The sequence below is a fragment of the Longibacter salinarum genome, assembly GCF_002554795.1.
Classification (GTDB): domain Bacteria; phylum Bacteroidota; class Rhodothermia; order Rhodothermales; family Salinibacteraceae; genus Longibacter; species Longibacter salinarum.
In genome coordinates this window covers 396674-417313 of the sequence record NZ_PDEQ01000003.1, presented here as the reverse complement: position 1 = coordinate 417313, position 20640 = coordinate 396674, and the positions used below count along the sequence as shown (strand labels likewise).

16 protein-coding genes are annotated in these 20640 nt (G+C 59.0%); 10 read left to right on the top strand and 6 right to left on the bottom strand.

Features of this window, described 5'->3' with window-relative positions:
• Positions 1-23: 23 nt before the first annotated feature.
• The 8 genes from CRI94_RS08030 (at position 24) to CRI94_RS07990 (ending at position 11503) form a co-directional block, all read left to right on the top strand.
• Positions 24-629 (top strand): hypothetical protein, encoded by a 606-nt coding sequence (locus CRI94_RS08030; RefSeq protein ID WP_098075152.1) that lies wholly within the window; start codon positions 24-26, stop codon positions 627-629.
• Positions 630-943: 314 nt separating this feature from the next.
• Positions 944-1234 (top strand): co-chaperone GroES, encoded by a 291-nt coding sequence (locus tag CRI94_RS08025; RefSeq protein ID WP_098075151.1) that lies wholly within the window; start codon positions 944-946, stop codon positions 1232-1234.
• Between the two features lie 92 nt (positions 1235-1326).
• A complete protein-coding gene (gene groL / locus CRI94_RS08020) occupies positions 1327-2955 on the top strand; it encodes a chaperonin GroEL (RefSeq protein ID WP_098075150.1) in 1629 nt (542 codons plus the stop codon).
• Between the two features lie 609 nt (positions 2956-3564).
• Positions 3565-4302 carry an HAD family hydrolase gene (locus tag CRI94_RS08010; RefSeq protein ID WP_098075148.1) on the top strand — a complete coding sequence of 246 codons (738 nt, stop codon included), beginning with the start codon at positions 3565-3567 and terminating at the stop codon, positions 4300-4302.
• Positions 4303-4933: 631 nt separating this feature from the next.
• On the top strand, positions 4934-5764 hold the full coding sequence (locus CRI94_RS08005; protein ID WP_098075147.1) for a protein phosphatase 2C domain-containing protein: 831 nt from the start codon (positions 4934-4936) through the stop codon (positions 5762-5764).
• 582 nt (positions 5765-6346) lie between these two features.
• Positions 6347-7861, top strand: coding sequence for a hypothetical protein (locus tag CRI94_RS08000; RefSeq protein WP_098075146.1), 1515 nt, complete (start codon positions 6347-6349; stop codon positions 7859-7861).
• 57 nt (positions 7862-7918) lie between these two features.
• Entirely contained in the window at positions 7919-8971 is a 1053-nt protein-coding gene (locus CRI94_RS07995; protein ID WP_179862208.1) for an FHA domain-containing protein, read from the top strand.
• Positions 8972-9412: 441 nt separating this feature from the next.
• Positions 9413-11503 carry a WD40 repeat domain-containing serine/threonine protein kinase gene (locus CRI94_RS07990; protein WP_179862207.1) on the top strand — a complete coding sequence of 697 codons (2091 nt, stop codon included), beginning with the start codon at positions 9413-9415 and terminating at the stop codon, positions 11501-11503.
• A 549-nt stretch (positions 11504-12052) separates the two neighbouring features.
• Here the strand turns inward: CRI94_RS07990 and hemL are convergent.
• The 5 genes from hemL to CRI94_RS07965 all read right to left on the bottom strand — a co-directional run bounded on the left by hemL (position 12053) and on the right by CRI94_RS07965 (position 17568).
• Positions 12053-13366 (bottom strand): glutamate-1-semialdehyde 2,1-aminomutase, encoded by a 1314-nt coding sequence (gene hemL, locus CRI94_RS07985; RefSeq protein ID WP_098075143.1) that lies wholly within the window; start codon positions 13364-13366, stop codon positions 12053-12055.
• Positions 13367-13552: 186 nt separating this feature from the next.
• Positions 13553-14158, bottom strand: a complete 606-nt coding sequence (locus CRI94_RS07980) for a class I SAM-dependent methyltransferase (RefSeq protein ID WP_179862206.1) — start codon at positions 14156-14158, stop codon at positions 13553-13555.
• A 71-nt stretch (positions 14159-14229) separates the two neighbouring features.
• Positions 14230-15456, bottom strand: coding sequence for a ferrochelatase (gene hemH / locus CRI94_RS07975; RefSeq protein ID WP_281253310.1), 1227 nt, complete (start codon positions 15454-15456; stop codon positions 14230-14232).
• A 332-nt stretch (positions 15457-15788) separates the two neighbouring features.
• Positions 15789-16763, bottom strand: a complete 975-nt coding sequence (hemF, locus tag CRI94_RS07970) for an oxygen-dependent coproporphyrinogen oxidase (RefSeq protein WP_245846120.1) — start codon at positions 16761-16763, stop codon at positions 15789-15791.
• 85 nt (positions 16764-16848) lie between these two features.
• On the bottom strand, positions 16849-17568 hold the full coding sequence (locus CRI94_RS07965) for an RluA family pseudouridine synthase (protein WP_098075140.1): 720 nt from the start codon (positions 17566-17568) through the stop codon (positions 16849-16851).
• 203 nt (positions 17569-17771) lie between these two features.
• On the opposite strand from CRI94_RS07965, the gene CRI94_RS07960 reads away from it, so the two are divergent.
• Together CRI94_RS07960 and CRI94_RS07955 are read left to right on the top strand one after the other, a co-directional pair.
• On the top strand, positions 17772-18953 hold the full coding sequence (locus tag CRI94_RS07960; RefSeq protein WP_179862205.1) for a sensor histidine kinase: 1182 nt from the start codon (positions 17772-17774) through the stop codon (positions 18951-18953).
• Positions 18954-18995: 42 nt separating this feature from the next.
• A complete protein-coding gene (locus CRI94_RS07955; protein WP_098075138.1) occupies positions 18996-19760 on the top strand; it encodes a LytR/AlgR family response regulator transcription factor in 765 nt (254 codons plus the stop codon).
• 47 nt (positions 19761-19807) lie between these two features.
• On the opposite strand, the gene CRI94_RS07950 is transcribed toward CRI94_RS07955, so the two are convergent.
• Complete coding sequence (locus CRI94_RS07950; RefSeq protein ID WP_218919364.1) at positions 19808-20521, bottom strand: ACT domain-containing protein; 714 nt, start codon at positions 20519-20521, stop codon at positions 19808-19810.
• Positions 20522-20640 lie beyond the last annotated feature (119 nt).

Sequence of the window (20640 nt, the reverse complement as noted above, 5' to 3'; positions counted from 1 at the left end):
TAGATACAACCGACCAAACGTATATGTCATCCTCCGCCGTGCCGCCAAACCCCGGCGAACTTCTGAATCAATTTGCCGAGCGCCACTGGAATCTGGCAGCTCGTCACGCCTGGCGCATGTACAACGAGCGCGGCCGCGGAGCCGTCGTCTTTCGTTCCAACGTAGGTGGAGACCGGGGCCGGAAGCTCCCGCTAAACTACCTCACGTTCAAGGGATCGAAAGAGGACGTGATGGGCACCCAACTCGAAATCGTCCGGCATCTGATCGATACGTACGATCCTGAGAAGGAGGCCGTGCTCGCCATCAACTTCCAGGACGGGACGACCGTCGTTGATGTGTACGAAAAAGAGCCTGCTCCTCCCGACTGCGCAATTCAAAATGGCCACTCCGACCAGCCGGCCCGGGACGCAGCCGATACCGACATGGTCGAATCGCCAGACGAGATCGAGGAGGTAAAAGACCCAGAGGGCGCGCGAGGCGATGGCGCCAGTAGCGATGAACCTGGATTCGACGATCGGGGCAACCCGCTGCCGCCAGATCCGCCGGACAACGGTCCCGAAGACAGCGACGACTCCCCGGACCTACCGGACTTCCTTGGGGACGACCCGGACGGTGGCGCCCTCGCCTAACGTGCCCGGTTCGTGATGGACATTCCGCGACGCAGACAACGGGAGCGAGCCCCGTTCCACCTGATCTGACATTTTTGGCAGACCGACGTGTCCTACTCATCTGCCACCTCGACCGACGATCCTGCCGTTTCGTCCGCCTTCCTGGCGGCCGGAGCGGTTTTCTTTTTGGTTTGTGAAGAAAACAGGCTCGGTAGCCCCTCCAAACCGGTTCGGTACGCCGTTTGACTAGGCGCCGAATTGCGAGGGACATCGACTCCATTTCACGCCTCGCCCATCATCTCACCACGAGATATAACCAACGAGTACAGCGAACGATGACGACGTTCAAACCCCTCTCCGACCGCGTGGCGATTCGTCCCGCGGCCGCTGACGAAAAAACGAAGGGCGGACTCTACATTCCCGACACCGCGAAAGAAAAGCCGAAGCGCGGAACGGTCCTCGCCGTCGGCCCAGGACGTGTTGAAAACGGCCAGACGATCGCCATGGGCGTAAAGGAAGGCGACGACGTGCTTTACGGATCGTACGCCGGCACCGAGATCTCGCTAGCTGGCGAAGACATTTTGATCGTGCGGGAATCCGATCTCCTCGGTCGCATCGACGACTAAATTCGTCAGCGAGAACCGTAGAGCAGACCCTTAAAAATCCGAACGGCCTGTTGAATAGACGACCGATTCACTTAAACTGACTTTCTGATCCTATGTCGAAGCAAATACTTTTTGATGCTCCGGCGCGCGAAGCCCTCAAGCGGGGTGTAGATACGCTCGCCAATGCCGTTAAAGTCACCCTCGGCCCGAAAGGCCGCAATGTCATTCTCGAGAAGTCGTTCGGCTCTCCCGTCGTCACCAAAGATGGTGTGACTGTGGCCAAGGAGATCGAACTCGAGAATCATGTCGAGAACATCGGTGCACAAATGCTGAAGGAGGTCGCCTCCAAAACCTCCGACGTAGCCGGTGACGGCACGACGACAGCGACCGTTCTCGCCCAGGCCATCATCAACACTGGACTCAAGAACGTCACGGCAGGTGCCAGTCCGATGGACCTCAAGCGGGGCATCGATGCCGCCGTGCGGGCCGTGGTCGCCGACCTCCACAAGCAGTCGCGGGAGATCTCCGGCAAGAATGAAATCGCTCAGGTCGCCATGATCTCAGCAAACAACGACGCTGAAATTGGAGACCTCATTGCTGACGCCTTCGACAAAGTCGGGAAGGACGGTGTCATCACGGTTGAGGAAGCGAAAGGACTGGACACGCACCTCGACGTCGTCGAAGGTATGCAGTTCGACCGCGGCTATCTGTCCCCCTACTTCGTCACGAACTCGGAGACGATGGAGGTCGTGCTCGAAGATGCTGCCATCCTCATGGTCGAGAAGAAGATCTCGTCGATGAAAGACCTTCTGCCGATTCTCGAGAAGGTTGCACAATCCGACCAGCCGCTTCTCATCATCGCCGAGAACGTCGAGGGCGAAGCGCTGGCCACGCTCGTTGTGAACCGGCTCCGTGGCACGCTCAAAGTAGCCGCCGTCAAGGCGCCGGGCTTTGGCGATCGACGCAAGGCCATGCTCGAAGACATCGCCGTCCTCACGGGCGGAACGGTGATCTCCGAAGAGAAAGGCTATCGCCTCGAGAACGCCACGCTCGGTTACCTGGGCTCGGCGAAGCGCATCGTCATCACGAAGGACAACACGACGCTCGTCGATGGAGCCGGTGAGCAGGACCAGATCGCAGGGCGGGTCAACCAGATCAAGCAGCAGATCGAGTCGTCGACATCTGACTACGATCGCGAGAAACTGCAGGAGCGTCTCGCGAAGCTCTCCGGTGGCGTCGCTGTCCTTAAGATCGGCGCCGCGACGGAACCCGAGATGAAAGAGACGAAGGCCCGCGTCGAAGATGCCCTCCACGCGACTCGCGCAGCGGTCGAGGAAGGGGTTCTCCCGGGCGGAGGCATCGCCTACCTTCGCACCCTCGCCTCGCTCGAGAACATAGAGGTTGAGAACGAAGATCAGCGGACGGGAGTCGACATCATCCGGCACGCACTCGAGGCTCCGCTCCGCCAGATTGCACAGAATGCTGGATTTGAAGGCTCGATCGTCGTCCAGAACGTGCTCGAGAACGACGGCGACTACGGCTTCAACGCCCGGACGGACACCTACGGACAGCTACTGTCCGAAGGTGTGATCGACCCGACGAAGGTGACCCGTTCCGCTCTCGAAAATGCGGCGTCGATCGCCAGCCTCCTCCTCACGACCGAGTCCATCGTGGCCCGCGTTCCATCGAAAAACAAGAACGGCGGCGGAGCCGGCATGGGCGACTTCGACATGGACTTTTAGGTCCGCACGGATCTAAAACGAGTTTCGCGAAACCTACGGGGCGGCTCTTTCGAGAGTCGTCCCGTTTGTATTTGGCAGGCCGCGTGATCTTCATGCGCGGATGAGCTCGCTGAAACGAAAAATGCGGAGACTCAGCCGCGCCGCCTGGCGCCTCGAACGATTCCACTAACAGGATCCGTTTGATATCGGCTAAACCTCCGCATTCGTGTAGTCACGACATCTGAAGAGAGTGGTCAACCTCTCACAGACCGCGTCGCAACCGTTTCTCAGTTGTATAAGGACTCAACTCTCATGCCGACGGCGGAAACTGCTTTCGTCGCCGCTCGTCACCGGTTCCGTCGGATCATGCTGTGTAAAACCGCACGTCTCTGTGCTTTTCCGCACACCCGGTCCATTCTGCTGAACGTGCAGAGGAAGCAGCATCTGATGGACTCGTACGTACCGGCTCCATTCGCTCCAGACACGACGACAACGCAGATATCCTTCTGGCCCCCCACGGACGATGACGTTACGGGCAGGGTCGAACCCGCCGGGTTACGCATCGTAGACGTTTCTCCGCCCGGTGTGCACTGAGTCCCGGCATTCTTTCCCTCGCCCCACCACCGCCCCGTGGAGAAACTCCTGCTGTTTGACATTGACGGGACGCTCGTTCGGACGAACGGGTCGACACGCAACGCCGTCGAGCGCGCACTCGCCGAACTCGTCGGGCGACCGCTTGATACCGGAGCGATTCGTTTCTCCGGAAAGACGGACCTACAGATCATGGCAGAGGTCTTCGATGCCAATGGTGTGGACGCCGATGAAACCCTGATCCGGGAGGCACTCGACGTATATGTTAGCATTGCCGAACCTGGCCTGATGTCGAGCGACGTTGACGTGTTGCCGGGCGTTCGTCCTCTCCTCGATCACCTTCACGACCGATCCGACATCCACCTTGGCCTCGTCACGGGCAACGTGGAACCGATGGCCTACCGCAAACTGGACGTCGTGGAACTGGCCACGTACTTCTCGTTTGGCGCATTTGGATGTGACAACGCCAACCGGAACTGCCTCCCTGCCCTCGCCATCGACCGGGCGCATCAGCATACTGGCATTCGCTTTGAACAAACCTGTGTCACGGTCATCGGTGATACACGACGAGATATCGAGTGCAGCCGAGCCGCAGGAGCTCGCGCGGTTGCCGTTTGTACCGGTCACGCCTCCCGCCAAGACCTTTCGTCTCACGGCCCGGACGCTATTCTCGATAACCTGAGCGCGCTCGACGATGTGCTTCGGGCGCTGGACGTTCCGACGTCGACGCAACATTTACGCTCGACGGTGGAGCCTTCGCCGCCAGAGCGCCCGTGACCTCTGCGAGGAGGCCCGCATAGCACGAGGACGTTCTGGACACGGCCCCGAGGGGACGGACTCATCAAAGGAACGAAGGCGTGCCCGTCAGCATTTGCTCCGCAGAGCTCGAGGTGAAGTTTCGCAAAAACCGGGTGACGAAACGCAACCGACGAAGATTACCGCTTCGTGGCACGGTCTTTATGTGACTAATACCGCGACGAGGAATGAGGTTCTTTCCTGCACCTCGATTTCCGACGCGCGTCCATCGTTGGTGCGCCGTCGTTCGAGGAGAGGTGGTTGTCCTTCAGAAAACCCCGTGAAACTAGTCTGTCCAGGGTGTTCTACGACCTGCAAGACCTCTCTCGTGTGTATATTGCGCCTCTTTGAAGCACCGCTTAACTTAGCGAATCCGGACTACCCTCCGTCGTGCCTCGGCCCTACGATCTATGGTTGATCGTCGCTGACGCGAGGCAAGCAATCCGAATTGTAATTCCGGTCGGATTCGCAGTACCATCATCATTCGGAGTGACAGGCTTACTCGCGCTCTCACCGTTTCACTGCGCACGGGCTTGCTCTCCACCGGCGTTTGTCTCACCATGCGGTGGGACGTCGCCGCGCCACGGATTCCAGAAACACCGGTTAGTTTGCAATGCTCCCAATTTCTGCGCACGGAACGACGTTCCCCGGACGCCGGGATGTAAATCAGGATGACGTTTTACATTGTTACCCAGGCCCGAACGCGTTCTTCTTTGCCGTCGCCGACGGAATGGGGGGCGTTGCAGGCGGACAGATCGCGAGCAAGACGGCTCTCTCCACGGCTGAGCAGTTTTTAACAGAGCGATTTGATTACGAGGTCGACGTTGCAGACCTGAAGGACATTCTCGCGGAAATGTATGAGCGAGCACAGGCCTCCATCCGCGACGTTACCGAGGAGGATCCCTCTCTCGAAGGTATGGGCACGACGCTCACCTGTGTTCTTGGCTTTCAAGATCACTTTGTCGTCGGCAATCTCGGAGACTCGCGCGTTTACTACCTGAACGGCGAGCTCATCGAGCAGATTACTGAAGATCACTCGTACCTCCAGGAGTTTAAGAACAAGGCCGGCAACGAAAACCTGGATCCGCAGTTCGTCGCGCAGTACGGTCACATTATCAACAAAACGCTCGACGGGAGTGGTGACGAGCCGGACTTTTTTCCGAAAGAAAACCCAGCCTATCGCCTGGATGGTCACGACGGGTTCCTTCTCTGTTCGGACGGCTTAATCGTCGACAAATTGAAGGAGCAAGAGCAACTGTTTAAGTCATACATGCTCGGCACACCCGACCTTCAGACCGCGGCCGAATCTCTCGTTTCCCTTGCCTATTATTCCGGCTCGACCGACAACATTTCCGTTGTACTTGCGGAGGCTGGCAGCCTACAGCGCGAGCTTGGCCGGGTGCGCACCTATCCGTTCCCTCCGAAGCAGCAGGAGCACGCGTAAGATCGAAGCGGTGTCCATGCGGTGCTGTTGACGTTTTCCCGTCGTCGTATCACACTGTATTCTGCAGTTTATCTTCTGGTCGGCGTGCTACCGACCAGAGCCAGGATGAACGACCCGACTTCGGGTCCGTCCCGACCTCTGCGCATCGATCCGAAAGATTTGGAATCCGTGATTTTTCCGTTTCCCTGCGCAAGTTTGGCCCGGAAAGGCACGGAGTATGTGAACGTTACCTTTTAAAGTGCGTGTGTCTGACGGAGTGTTTAGGTTCGCATTGCACTTCGGACCTGTTTATATTGGCGGAGATTCGTAGGTGATTTCAAAGTGGGGTGGCTAGCTCCCGTTTGCGAAGACGTAGCGTCGCGTTGTTCCTTTCCGTCAAATTGCGCCCGGTCGCACCGAAGCCTTCACTGTGATCCGGTCCGCATATGCCGATTTAACCGCTTACTTTGAAGCTGCCACCACACGGCTTCTTCGATCGGCCCCCGCGTACGACCGACCCACCCGGTCCGCGTTTCGCACCACCCATTGACTCCCCCTGGCCTTGGAGCACCCATCCCCCTTTCAGGGTACTGTTTAGTCCGCATGAACGTCTCTACCGTACTACTTTCGAGCTTATTCGCGCTGCTGACCCTGGCCCCCTCGCCTTCTCTCGGTGCATCAGACACCGTGGTAGATGCCACCTTGCGACCTGATCTTGACGGTCCAACGGCATCCGTCGTGTGTGAGGATTTTGCAGGACGACAAATCAATCTGGCCAATCGCCAGATTCGGGCGAACAACTTCTCGGCTGCCCTCCGCGTACTGCAGACGGCCGCAGAGAATTGCGACATCCCCCGAGTGCGCAACAAGATTGAGGATACGCTGTCGCGCTGGTATCGCTCATTCGGGTCTCGTGCATCCACCGGCCAGATCAGCCAGTTTCTACGCGTCGTCGAGAATCAATCATATCTTCCCGACGGTGCCCGCACGCGCTTTCGCTCGACGATCTCCGGCGACCTCGCCTCCAGCGTTACCTCGGCGTTCGAAAACAAAAATTATCGCGACGCAACGGTCTACTGTCGCAACTTTCCTTCGCTCACCAAGCAGTCGTTTACGCTATACTATTACTGTGGCGAAGCTGCCCGACAAGTGCGTGCGTACGGTGCGGCCGCCTCGCGTTACCGTTGGATGCTCGACAACTGGAGCACCGATCAAAACGCGCTCAGCTGGGACACCGCGGCGGAACGCCTGACGAAACTCTACCTCGTGCAAACGAACTTTGAGCAGGCCTTCTCCCTGTCTAAGCGGCTCGCAACCCGTGATGCACAACCCGAAACCATCATGACGGCCGTCATGGCGGCTCGCGGACGCATGCTCGAGCCAATCGCACGTGTCGGCAACCAGCTTCTCGACGGTGTGACGGCAGGTCCGGCCATGAGTTACGCCAAAACCAGCTTCCCACGGATTCGCTTTCCGGAGTACGTCGAGAGCATCTATACCGTCACCGGTGCCCTTAGCGCGGACGTCGCGTTTTACGGCGCAGACGACGCTCGCCTTCCCTCCTCTTCGTTGGTCGAAACCGCATCGGGAACTGTTTCCCTGCTTTCGTCCGACGATGGAAAACGAGCCTGGCTCATCTCACCGATCGATACAGGCTACCTGCTCGTGCAGTACGACCGAGCAACCGTGCCCGAGGAAAATGTGATTCTGGAGTCTCTCCTGAGTAATATCCAGGATGAATCCGAATGGCAGGCGCTCTACGATTACGAATTCCGGTCCGCATACCCCGGAACCGGAAGTTCGGTTGCGACGCTCCTGGGTGCTGCCTACCTTGCAGGTGATAACGTCGAAGCGTTCAACAACGTCATTGACGGACTATCCGTCATCGAATATTACGCTGTACAAAACCAGAGTGGCGAGGTCATCACCTCCCGCTCGTTTGAGCGCGGCCAGATCGACTACACCGATAGTGAATGGTCGAAAACGTCGAAAACACCCGCGCTGTACCATCATCAAGTCACGCAGAATGGCACCCCTCTTCGCGAAGTCGTATGGCCCCTGTATGACGACAAGCAGTGGAGTGGTGTTGTTCGTGTCGGGATTACAAGCGAGAACTAACCTGTCGAAGCCCCACCACACATGTCTAATCGGCTCCTACATCGAGAAGTGATCCCTATGAAAAACATTTTGTGGATGGTCGCCTTACTTGCGTTTGCGCTGTCAATTCCAGCGCAGGCGCAGGAACAGGTGACGATCAAGCAGATCGTTGAAAACCCGGGCAAGTATTCCGACCAATCCGTCTCGGTATCTGGGGTCGTTGATGAGCACGTGGAGAGCTCCAGCGGAAGCAACTCCACGATGAACTACATGCTCCGCGGAGACACAGGCGAGACGCTACGCGTTCGCACGACGGACGCACCTCCGGCGGTCACGGCTCAGGTTCAGGTCACGGGCGTCGTCTCGATCAGTCCCTTTAATCAGTCAGCATTCATCGACGAAGACTCTCGCGAGGTCGTTAGCGGCGGAAGCGCCCAGAGTAGCGGCCAAGGAGGAGTCAGTGAGGAACTGAAACCAGGGATCGGCTTCTGGCCCATCTTCGGTCTGACGCTCCTCGGCTTTGCAATCATAGCCGTCGTCGGATACTCTATCTACTCGTCCTCGGAAGAGAAGGCGAAGAAAGCAGCCGACGAAGCACGCAAACGCCAGGAGGAAGAGCTTAAGCGAGCAGCCTCCGGCCTGAACAGCACGGACTTCACTGCGACGGAGATGGGCGACGACGAAGGTGATGCGGAGCAGCGCATCAAGTCGAGCTCAAGTTCCTCCGGAAGCGGAAGCGGCGGCCCGGCCACGCTGAAGTTCAAGGCCCCGCCGAAAACCATGAAGTTCATCCCCGGCAAGCTCGTCGTTGCAGCCGGACCGGATCAAGGAAAAGAGTTTCGCATCGCCGGCCACCCGACCCCCGAAGGCAACGTCGTCACGATGGGTCGCGCTGAGGTCGAAGGGGAACGCGCCTTCGCCCACATTCAGCTCGGTGACACCTACCGTACCGTCTCGCGCATGCAGGCAGAGATCGTGCAGAAAGATCAGGACATCTACCTGAAGAATAAGAGCACGACCAACCCCACGATGGTGAACGGGGAGCCGGTCGAAGCCGAGAAGATGGTTGAGCTTGATGATGGCGACATGATTCGCATGGGCGAGATGATGCTCCGCTACGAGCGGGACTAACTCAGCACAGCGTTAGCACCCGGGTGACCGGCTACCGTCGACACCCGCGGCGAGCCTGGGTTCATCTGCCCCGCGGCCCGGACTTCCTTCCGGAGGTTCGGGCCTACTTTTGAGCTACGCGCTTCATCGAACGGCGCCGCTGGCAGCTTAAGGCACGCATCGCATCATAGTCACAAGCTGGCAGAATTATTGCTCATTATGGGTCGATAGAATCCGGTATGCCTCTCTCCGGCACGTCCGTTCGCGCAATCGTTTTGCCTCATGCTCTCGCGCGAACGGTTACTATGAATCGTGGGATGAGAGGTGCTCGATGAACGCCGGCCCCTTACACATAACTAGCCGTACCGGAGACCTCCACTCCGGCTCCTACTCGCACTCATTCGGTGCGGTCGGGCCTCGCCGCCGACCCGCTGGATGTCGCGCACTAATTGCATCCAGGACATGTCCGAAGCTAACAAGCGTTGTCCCTATTGCCACGAAGAGATCCTCGCGGCAGCCCGCAAATGTAAGCATTGCGGAGAGTGGCTTGAAGACCCGCCGACGACGTCCGCGGGGACGGGGAGTTTTTCCAATCCCGAGACCGTCGTTCGCGACGCTATGGCGTCGCAGTACGAAATCAACAAGGAGCTGGGACGCGGTGGTATGGCCATCGTGTACAAAGCCGTTCAATCCAGTCTCGGCCGCCCCGTTGCGCTGAAGGTCTTACCTCAGGGCCTCACGCATGACCAGAAGCTGCTCGAGCGCTTCCACCGTGAGGCGAAGTCGGCAGCTATGCTCAATCACCCGCACATCGTCACCATCTTCGACGAGGGTGAGATGAACGGGGTGCACTACATGGCGATGGAGTACCTGACGGGCCGCGACCTCCACGAGATCATTCAGGAAGGTGGTCCCCTCCCCTCCGATGAGGCCGTTGCGCTCATCGCGCCAGTGGCTGAAGCTCTCGGCTATGCCCACACACGGGATACGGTCCATCGCGACGTCAAGAGCTCGAACGTAATGGTGACGGACGTCGGTCGTCCCGTGCTCATGGACTTCGGCATCGCCTATGCCTCCAGCGAGTCCCGCCTCACGCAGACAGGCACAGTCCTCGGCACACCCGAATACATGAGTCCGGAGCAAGCTCGTGGCAACGAGGTGGACCCCCGGAGCGACCTGTACAGTCTCGGCGTCGTCTTGTACGAGACGGTCACGGGCACGCTTCCTCACACGGGCGGTCACCCGATGAGTGTTGTCTATAAGGTCTTGCACGAGTCCTACACGCCCCCCAGCCGACATAACCCGGACTGTCCGGATTGGCTGGAAATGATCATCGCCAAGCTCCTCATGAAGGATGCCGATGATCGGTACCAGACGGGACAGGACGTGGCAGATGCTCTGAACGCCAACGATCCCGGTGAAGATGTGGAGGTCCCGCAGGGAGGCGGTGGAGGTGCTTCCGTTAGCGCACCAAGCGGTGATGGTGGCGGCAGCGGCGGCGGAAATGGAGTCGCACCGGATGCGCCGAAAACGCAGGTGTACCGCCCGGGCGACGACAGTGCAGAAACAGAAACAGCGACGGCTGCCTCGACAGAAACAGCTACAGCAGAAGCGTCCGAAGACGCCTCACAGAACGAAAACCAGCCTCAGCGTCAGCGGCTTCACATCGTTCGATCGCTGAACGGAAATGCCGACTGGGTTAACGCCGTCGCCTTCTCGCCCGACGGCCAGTACGCCCTCTCCGGCGCCGAAGACAACACTGTGAAGCTCTGGGAGGTCGTGACCGGCCGACAGATCCAAACGTTCACGGGTCTCGACAGTCAGCCGATCTCCGTCGCTCTATCGCCCGACGGAAGTCACCTGGTCTCGGAAAGCTCGAATGGCCACGTTCGCCTGTGGAATGTCGAGTCCGGTCAGGCCGTGCGTACGTTCGAACGCCACTCCGAAGCGGTCCTCGCCGCCACCTTCTCTCCAGACGGCGAATACGTTCTGTCGGGATGCGGGGAAGCGGGAACGCTGCGCATGTGGGAGACCGACACCGGCAACGTGGTCCGCACCTTCGACCACAACCCGGAAGCGATCTTCTCCCTGGCTTTCTCGCCCGATGGAAAATACGTCCTGACCGGCAGCGGCCAGTCCGGAACCCTGAAGCTCTGGGATGCGGCATCGGGGTCCGTTGTGCGGACCTTCGACGAAGGCGACTGGGACTCGACGTACGTGTTCTCCGTTTCCTTCTCCCCCGATGGACGGTACGCTCTCTCTGGCAGCGACGATATGACAGCGCGCCTCTGGGATGTCGAATCGGGTGAGCTCCTGCGCACGTTCGACGGTCATTCGGGACTCGTCATCGCCGTCTCGTTCTCGCCGGATGGCCAGTACGTTCTCTCGGGAAGTAGCGACATGAAAGTCCAGCTCTGGAAGGTGGACACAGGAAGCCTCGGCTATGTCTTCGAAGGCGACGCCGACGGCGTGAATGCCATCGCGTTCTCGCCGGACGGGCGCTATGTGCTCTCCGGGAGCAAAGACAACGACGTCAAGCTCTGGACGCCCTGACGCTTCTTAGAAAAACATCAAGTTTCAGCCGTGCTCTCCCGTTCGGAGGGCACGGCTTTTCTTGTTTCAGAAGCTGTTTGACGGGATGTGTTGTGCACCGCATCCCGCGCAGACACCTCTGATGTAGACAAGAAGAGCCCTCTGAGCCCACGAACAAACCGGAATCTGAGGCGGCGCACGGCCTTGCACCACTGTTTTGGTTCGACGCTTCCGTCGTCCACTCAATCCATTTAGGATCTGTATGGTGGACGACGCCCGACTTCACCATGGATACTCGTGCTCGCATTCCCAGTCGGCCCTCGCGACGCTCCCAGTACGAAGAACGTCATGGACCTCGCGCGCCACCTGATCTCCCGATCCATCCGCCGACCACGTTCTCGACTCCTCAATCGGTGCATAGGCAGCGGTATATGCACGAGCAAACCTCTTCTCGAAGGCAACGGTAAAACACGCCCGGAGATCATTCTCGCGAACACCTCAACACACGAACACCCTCGACGCTGAATAGCATCGAGGGTGTACATGACTCGACGAAGTGGGATGTCTACCTCAGTGGATGCGCTTCAACACATCGTATTGGGCCTCAAGGGTCGTCTCAAGTTCGCGTTCTGCGTGCTCCGTACCGAAGAAATAGGCTTCGAACTGTGACGGAGCGAAGTAGACGCCTTCGTCCAGTAGTCCGTGGAAGTAATTGGCATACATTTCGGCATCGGTCGACTTCGCCGTCGCCTGATCCACCACCTTTTCCTCGGTAAAGAACAGGCAGCCCATTGCTCCAACCCGCGTCTGGTAGTAATCCAGTCCGAGCCGATCGAGGGTGTCCGCCAGCCCTTCTTCGAGAGCTGCTCCATAGGCCTCAAGCTCGTCGTACAGCGTATCCTGCGTCTCCTTGATCTTGGAGAGAACGGCGTAGCCTGCTCGCATCGCCAACGGATTGCCGCTGAGCGTACCTGCCTGATAGACGGGCCCGACCGGTGAGACGTGATTCATAATCTCCTTCTTGCCGCCATACGCCCCCACCGGCAGTCCGCCGCCAATGATCTTTCCAAGGCACGTCATGTCCGGCGTGACACCGTAGCGCTCCTGTGCTCCTCCCGGCGCAACCCGGAAGCCTGTCATCACCTCGTCGAAGATCAGGACGACGCCGTGCTCATCGCAGATCTCGCGGAGACCTTCGAGAAAGCCCGGCTCGGGCGGAATACAGCCCATGTTGCCGGCGATTGGCTCGACGATGATACAGGCGACGTTGTCGTCATGCGCCTCCACAAGGTTGCGCACGTTCTCAACGTCGTTGTACTCGGCCAGAAGCGTATCCTCTGCGTTTCCTGCGGTAACACCAGGTGAATTCGGCGTCCCGTGCGTGAGCGGGCCGCTTCCCGCCTCCATCAGGAAGAAATCGCCGTGGCCGTGGTAGTTGCCCTTGAACTTGATGATCTTGTCTCGGCCTGTGAATCCACGGGCCACGCGCACCGCACTCATGGTCGCTTCCGTTCCGGAGTTCACCATGCGCACAGACTCGATGGACGGCACGAGGTCGCAGACGAGCTCCGCAACATCAATCTCGATTCGGGTTGGCGCTCCGAACGATGTGGACGACGTCGCCTGGTCCTGGACCGCATGCACGACATCCGAATCGGCGTGACCAAAGATCATCGGCCCCCAGGATCCGACGTAGTCGATGTACTCGTTTCCGTCGACATCCGTCATGTAGGCGCCCTGCGCCGACTCAATGAAGAGCGGAGTGCCGCCGACACTCTTGAATGCCCGCGCCGGTGAATTGACACCGCCGGGAATGCTTTTCTGCGCCTGTTCGTAGAGCGCCTTGCTCTTCCCAATCTCGATCTTCGGTGGGGCAATATCCATGTGTTTCATCACGTGCTGTAGGAATCACGAAACGCCGAGAAATCTGCGGCTCTCACATGCCCCGATGCGGCGCTGAATCACCGAGACACATCCGGGTATCGTATGACCGAATCGCGAGGTCGATCCCTGAAGCGGGTGCCTAAAGGCCACGTCTAAGAAATGAGTTGCCTCCCACGAAGGCCCCGATCACGCGGGTGTGTTCGGATCCACGCGGCGAAAAATCGCACGAACGCGGACAGCGCCTGGTTCTTCAGCGATTTCAGGGGCAGAGGCCGTTGCTAGATTGGCCCGCTCCTGCTGTGCCTCAAGCTCATCGATGGAGACGCTACCCGCCGCACTTTGGGCCGGGGACGAAGCGGGAGCACCATCTCCTGCGGTTCTTTCCTGATCATCGATGTCAACGGCCGCCGCGGGAAACGTAACATACGCCCATCCGCCCGGCTTCAACATACGGCGGGCCTCAGAGAGAAGCTGATAGACGTCTTCGGGGCGATCACCGAAGACTTCTCCGTGATAAACCACGACCCAGTCGAACGACTCGTCTGGATAATCCATCTCGGCCAGAGAGGCGACCTGCACACAGTTCTCGGCATCCTCTTCTCCGACGATGTCCTTGATACGTCCACGTGTGCGCTCGACCGCGTCGGGTCGAGGGTCGCAGCCGTGAACGGGAAAGCCCAGGCGGAGCAACGGCTCCGTATGCCGTCCTTCCCCGCAGCCCAGGTCGAGGATGAAGCTGTTTACAGGCACAGCAGCCATCGTGCGAAGGAGGTGGTCGGACGGAGCTTGCATACGTTGAGACATCTGGTCGACAAATCAAAACACGCGGGGGCGAGCCCAAAAACGACATCACACGCAGCGGATCACGAGTCCCGACTGGACTCGATCCGCATGGGCGTCATGCGGAACGGACGGGGAGACGGGCGCGGGAGAATCGTCTCCGTGACGGTCTGTCCCCAGACCTTGGGACGCACCTCGCCGGTGCAGGCTGGGCAGGTGACGGCCTGCTCGTGCATGGGCTCCGTCGCCAAATCACGCAGTGGCGGAAGCGGATACCCTGAAGGAGCAGAGTCACCCTGTGCTTCGCGGCGGACCATATCGTCAGACAGGTGACACTGCGAGACGACCGCCTCTGCCAGAGCCTCGACGAAAAGGGGGTGGGTGTTCAGACCGCTCGTCACCTCGAAACTTTCGATTCCAACATCGTACGCGTGGTCGCGAAGTTCGATGTCGAGATGAACGCAGGTTTCGAGCCGGTCGGTTACGAACGACACCGGAACGACGAGCACATCGGACGCATCTGCTCCTGCGAGACGGTCAATCTCACGCTCGACAGACGGCATGAGCGTCATCGGCGGACCGACCTCCGGCTGAAAGGCGATGCTAAACGGGTGGTCGTGATCGCGATAGCGCATGACATGATCGACCGTGCTACACACGAGGCAGCAGGATGGATCACAGCGGCGATCGCGCTCACTCGGCGGGAGACCGGCCGCTGTAAACAGCAGATGGATGTCCGACCGCGATTCCTTCGGAAAACGCTGCGTGGCCTCGTCGATGCGCTCGCTCAAGGCCTGGACGTATTTGGGATTCGCGGCGTACTCGTGAACCGCGGTTCTCGGCCAACTCGGAATCTCGCCGGCGTGCTCGAGGGTTTCCCAGTACTGAATCCACGAGCGGGTCCGCGAGAGAGCGTACTGGGGCACGAGAGGCAAGAGCACGACGCGATCCACACCGTCCTCCTCCATTTGGCGCGCCGCATCCACGAAACTCGGCGTCCCATGTCGATGCGCGACATAGGTGCGAAATTCGACCTCAGCACCATGATACTCGCGAATCAGATGGCGCTCTAGCGCTCCGGTTTGCTCGCCCATCATCCGGAGCAGTGGAGAGCGTCCGCCGATCATTTCGTATCGGTCGCGAACAACAGACGACCTCAGATTCGACATTAGGCGGGCAAATAGGTGACGCAGGAAGCCCCCCATCCCCAGTTCCAGTCGCGCCGGGTCCATATAGAGGTCATACAGAAACCGGGACACATCATCCAGTGAGGATGGCCCGCCCGAGCCCATACACACGATCCCGATCATTTCCCCATCTTCTACAGATAAGGGCGCAGGAGACGACGGGACACCTGGGATTGCAGGTGCTGCCGTGGAATAATGGGATACGTAATCGCGAGGAGTCATCTGCTCGGGTGCTGTTCCGGGCGTAAATTGCCCTGACTGGACTGGTACTTATGTGTCAAACCGGCCTCTCCCGTTCCTGTACGGCGTTGAACTTTCCCCCAAAAGACTGTGCGCATTTCGTGTTCGAGGGAAATAATGTGCTCAGCATCAGAAAATCATCGGCGTGCAGACACGTTTTGCATCCACTTACGGCTCAGCCGGCGGAAGCACCGGGTAGATGCTCACTCATCTTTTTATTCAGGCACGTCAGACTCATCGAGCGACAGCCAGTCCCGCGCTTCAAAAAACCACTGAGCCTTCTCCTCTTTGCTTCCAGGCTCCGGTGTCCAATCGTAGCGCCACTGCACACTTCTCGGCAGACTCATGAGGATGCTCTCGGTCCGCCCCCGCGTCTCGATGCCAAACTTCGTCCCGCGATCGAAAAGCAGGTTGAACTCGACATACCGTCCGCGTCGCACTTCCTGGTAGGTTCGTTCCTCCTCTCCGTATGGCGTATCGAGGTGCCGCTCAACAATCGGGACGTAGCTATCCAGGAAACGCCGACCGGCCTCCCGGCTGAAGAAAAACGTCCCCTCCGGGTCGTCGCGCAGGTAATCATAAAAGATTCCGCCCACACCGCGTGCTTCGCTCCGATGCGGCAGATAAAAGTACTCGTCGCACTTCTGCTTGAAATCACCATAATCCGCCACGTCATGACGATCACAAACGTGCTTCCACACACGGTGAAAGTGCTTGGCATCCTCTAACGTCGGATAGTACGGCGTGAGGTCGGCTCCGCCCCCGAACCACTGATCGTCCGGCTCCATGAGGTCGTCGCCCAGGGCAAAGTATCGAAAGTTGGCGTGTACCGTCGGCACCCATGGTGAACGCGGGTGGATCACCAGCGAGACGCCCGTCGCGAAAAACGGCTTGGGCTCTACGCCGAACGCTTCCACCATCCGGTCCGGCAGCTCTCCGTGAACAGCAGACGTGTTGACGCCCCCCTTTTCAAACACCTCGCCGTCGTCAATAACGGCTGTCAGACCGCCTCCTCCTCCTTCTCTCTCCCATTGATCGAGACGAAACGAGGTAGAGTCGTCGATGGCCTCGAGCTTCTTGACAATACGCATCTGCAACGCCTCGACGAAGCGCTGCATTCGATGCGCCATCGGAATATCGGTGCGCGGCTCGTCACGCAACTTGTCGACGCGTTCGAAGGAATCTGCCATGGGCCTAGCAATTGGGAAGGTTGACGTTCGAAATGGCTGCTTTGATTCGGGACAAGCGCTCTTGCATCCGCTCGCCGACACTCGACTAACGGCGCTGCACAGCGGCTCGAATGGCAGCGGCTTGATCAGAACTTAGCACGTGGTTCCACGATGCGGGTGGCGACACCGCCCAGGTCATCATGCGATACGTGTCCGGGTGCTCAACACGAAGAAGGACCTGGTGCAGCGCGAGATTTTTTCCATCGAGTTCGCGACTCCCCCCGTGTCGGAAGTCGCCGAGAATGGGGTGGCCTTCATTCGAGAGCTGAAGACGGATCTGATGCGGGCGTCCCGTTTCAAGTTGCACCTGGACGACCGAGACAGAATCGCCCGGCGCCAGTGTTTGCCAACGAAGAATGGCACGTTTGCCTTCGGGATGATCTGGCCCCACCAGGGTCGGCTCGCGATCGATTTTCGCGATATAGTCCGTACACGTTCCCATGCCGGTCATTCGACCTTCGACGATGGCGAGATAGCGCTTTTCGACCAGCCGGTCCTGGAATTGATTGCTCAGATCGCGCGCCGCATCCGACGTTCGCGCCAGAACCATGACGCCAGACGCCGGGCGGTCGAGACGATGGACCAGCCCCACAAACGGGTCTGATCCTGCGTCGCGAGCGTCTCGCAACCAGCGCTTCGCGGCGGTAACCAGATCCACATCTCCAGTATGATCTGCCTGCGACAACAAACCTGCCGGCTTATTTACGACGAGCAGAGCCTCGTCGTCATATAGTACGTCGCTATCGGACAGAGCGGTCTCAGTCATCGTCTCAAATATGCTCTAACGGGTCGGACGTGACGTTACGATGGCCTAGAAGAACCGTTCGCGACATGAATGCGATCTGCATGAGATCCACATTCGCTCGCTCCGAAACGACTCATCGTACAGAGGCATCGGCTTGTCGCAACGTCCACGCTACATCCAGAAGTTCGGTTGACAGAACATGCAGCAGCGGGCATCTTGAAATTATGTCTCGGACCGTTCCTCCTCATGTGCTCGTCATGGAGTCCTCATTTCCCAAGCCATCACACCGCGTCCTTACCTCCTTCTGGACGTTCCACGTGCTTGGCTGGCTTGCCATAGGGCTGTCGATGTGGTTCGGCGTTGTTGCGCATGTGGACGACCCATACATCACGCTTCTCGCCAAAATGTGGTTCGGGATGTCCGGTGGCCTCGTGGCGCTCGGTCTCCGCCCCTTCTACCAGTACCTGTACGAGCGCACGATCCCAATCCCCGCCCTGATATCGATTGCAGCGGTCGTCTCGTACGTCGCCACGGTCATCTGGAGCGGACTTTTTAAGATAGGTGCCCGCGTGATTCGTGCGTCGATCGCCGGCCAAGATTTCTATCTTCCTTCTTTCGCTTCGATCTTCAGCGGCGCCCTCTTCTACACGTTCATCATGCTGGCGTGGAGCGTCCTGTACTTTGGCATCAAGTACTACCGCGATATGGAAGCAGAACGGGAGCGTGCGATCCGGGCTGAAGGGCACGCGCATCGAGCCGAACTTCAGGCGCTACGGTACCAGTTGAATCCGCATTTTCTGTTCAACACAATGAATGCGATCTCGACCCTCGTGGCAGAAGGTCGCAGCTCAGACGCCGAGCGCATGATCGCCCGGCTTAGCGACTTCCTCCGCCTCACGCTCGAGAACGACGCCGCACCAGAGGCGCCATTGGTAGAAGAAATCGACTTCACGCGTCGCTATCTCGAGATCGAGCAGATTCGGTTCGGGGACCGCCTGTCTACGACCATCGACGTGGATGCGGATACGATGTCCGCATGCGTCCCTACGCTCCTTCTTCAGCCCCTCGTTGAGAACGCCATTCGCCACGGAATCGCGGCGAACGAAGAGGGTGGAACGGTCCGGGTGTCAGCCCGGCGGGCCGGACAGCGCCTACTTCTCCGGGTCGAGGATGATGGACGCGGCTTCAATGAAAGTATGAAGCTGAAAGAGGGCATTGGGTTGTCGAATACGCGTGCCCGGCTGGACGCCCTTTACCATGGGAACCACCGGTTCGAAATAGCGCCATCGGACGGAGGTGGATGCATCGTTTCCATAGACATCCCACTCCGCACGGAGACCGCGCCCGTCGCTTCTCCTTTGCATACAGATCAAACAAGCACACGCAACCCGCCGACGCTGACTTGAGCTACTGTTCGCATCGCCCTTTCCCTACGTTCCCTCAGCTTTATGCCACCGCGCCCGCTTGCAACGCTGATTGTAGATGACGAAGAGCTTGCCCGACGGGGACTCCGCACGCGCCTCAACCGCATCCCTCGCGTTCAGATTGTCGGAGAGTGCGACTCCGGCCGACACGCGGTCGCGTCGATCCGGTCGCTTTCGCCCGACCTTGTTCTCCTTGACATCCAGATGCCCGGCCTCGACGGCTTCGACGTGATCGAAACGATCGGAGCATCAGCGATGCCACCCGTTATTTTCGTTACCGCCTACGACGAACACGCGCTCCGTGCGTTTGAAGTGCACGCACTGGACTATTTGCTAAAACCCATCGACAACGACCGACTCGTCGAAGCGATCAAGCGGTGCCGGGAGCGCGTGGGAACCGACCGCGAGGATATGACCGAGCGCCTCGCCGCACTGCTGAGCGAAGCCGAAATGTCTGAAGACCACCGGTTCGTCATCAAATCGGGCGGTCGAATCCGATTCGTGCAGGCAGAAGCAATCGATTGGGTGGAGGCCGCCGGCGATTACGTTCGGCTGTACAGCAGCGGCACTGTGCACCTGCTTCGCGAGACGATGGCGGAGATGACGAAGCGGCTTCCAGACGACTTTTTACGGATTCACCGATCGACAATCGTGAACACGCGCCGGATCGAAGAATTGCGTCCGTACGGAAACAGCGAATTCATCGTCGTCCTGGAGGACGGGACGGAGCGAAAACTGAGTCGCTCGTACCGCGACGACCTGACGGACTTCTTCGATGGGGCGATTTGATAGTCGAATCTCACGGGCGATGGATGTTCTCACTCTCGGAGCCACCTCTACGCCTGCTCTACGTCCTTCTGAATCTCTGATCCGCCTGCCTGAAGGCCCTTCAAGACAGCCATCGTTTCGCGCACTCGCTCTTTTGGCACGAACAGGTGATCGTGGTACGTTGCCGAAACGACATTCACGGCAATTCCCTGCTCGGATAGAGCAAACGTCAGAACAGCCAGGAAGCCGATGGCAGTCAGGCTTGAGTGCACAGAAAGTGTAATACCGCGGAAGACGACATCGTACGTCATCTCCGCCTCGTCGGCTACGCTTCGTGCCACGATCCACGACTCTCCCTCCTCCTCTCGAAAGGTCCCGATAGGCTCTGCCTGCGTGAGTGCATCCGGCCACTCCTCGGGATCGTCCGGCACGGTCAGATAGACAAACTCGTCGTCGAGCAATACCGGACCCATATCCGAAAGCAGCGTGCCAAGATCGGATGTACCGCGGGAGGACAGCGCTTCCGCCGCCTGGGCAAGCGACTCGGCCAGCGGATCGGACGATGACTCACCCGCGTCACCCATCGTTTCATTGCTCTCCGCGGGCCGCGTATCTTGAGCCGGGATAAACGCGCCTGCGACGAAAAAGGCACCGGCCACGGCCAGGAGGATCCACGGCTCAACCGGAGCCTGCCAGATATCGAGAATTCGGAGCGCACCGAGAAGAAGGGCGGTCACCCCCGCACCGTTGAGCGCACCACGAACGATATCGAGAATTTGCATAGAGAGAGGTTTGGCAACGAAGAACAGAATCGGGCCCATCATCCGGCAGCTCATTTCTTGACCGACTACACCACGTGTGTCGATCGAAGCCGCCCTACAGCGTGGTCGACGAACCCGTC